This is a genomic window from Paracoccus sp. SY, from assembly GCF_002901215.1.
Classification (GTDB): domain Bacteria; phylum Pseudomonadota; class Alphaproteobacteria; order Rhodobacterales; family Rhodobacteraceae; genus Paracoccus; species Paracoccus acridae.
Genome location: NZ_NWMQ01000202.1, coordinates 1 through 533, shown reverse-complemented (window position 1 = coordinate 533; position 533 = coordinate 1). Strand labels below are relative to the sequence as shown.

Genomic DNA, 533 nt, shown 5'->3' with positions numbered 1-533 from the left:
GCCTGACGGTTCAGGGGCTGATGCTGGCCGTACTTTTCGAAGATGATCATTGCCAGAAGGCTGGGTCCGGCCCATCCCCGCGGAATGGGGTGGAACGGCGCCGGGGGCTGGCTGATCTTCTCACAAGCCCGACATGTGAACTTCTCGCGGACCGTCTGGATCACCTTCCATTGCCGAGGGATGACCTCCAGCGTCTCGGTGATGTCCTCGCCCATCTTCACGATGCGACCGGAACCACAGCAGCTGCAGGCGGTCGGCGCCTCGATCACTACCCGTTCGCGCGGCAGGTGGTCGGGGAAGGGTTTCTTCACCGGCTTGCGTCGCTCAAAGCCCGCGACCTGTGTCTGCCCCACTGCCTGTTCGGCCCGGGCGTTGTCCTCTGCGGCGTTGGCCACCAGTTCCTCGAGCTGCAATTCCAGCTGGTCGATGAGCCGGGCAGTGCGTTCCGCGCTCCGGCCGTACTTGTCGCGGCGGAGCAGCGCGATCTCGAGCTTGAGCCCCGCGATCATCGCTTCCGAGGTCGAGACCACCGC

The 533-nt window shown here is 65.1% G+C and carries 1 protein-coding gene; it reads right to left on the bottom strand.

Translation table 11 applies throughout. The features are described from left to right. Nucleotides 1-533, bottom strand: a 533-nt coding sequence (locus tag CK944_RS22555) for an IS66 family transposase zinc-finger binding domain-containing protein (protein WP_192877806.1), incomplete at both ends; no start/stop codon positions are given.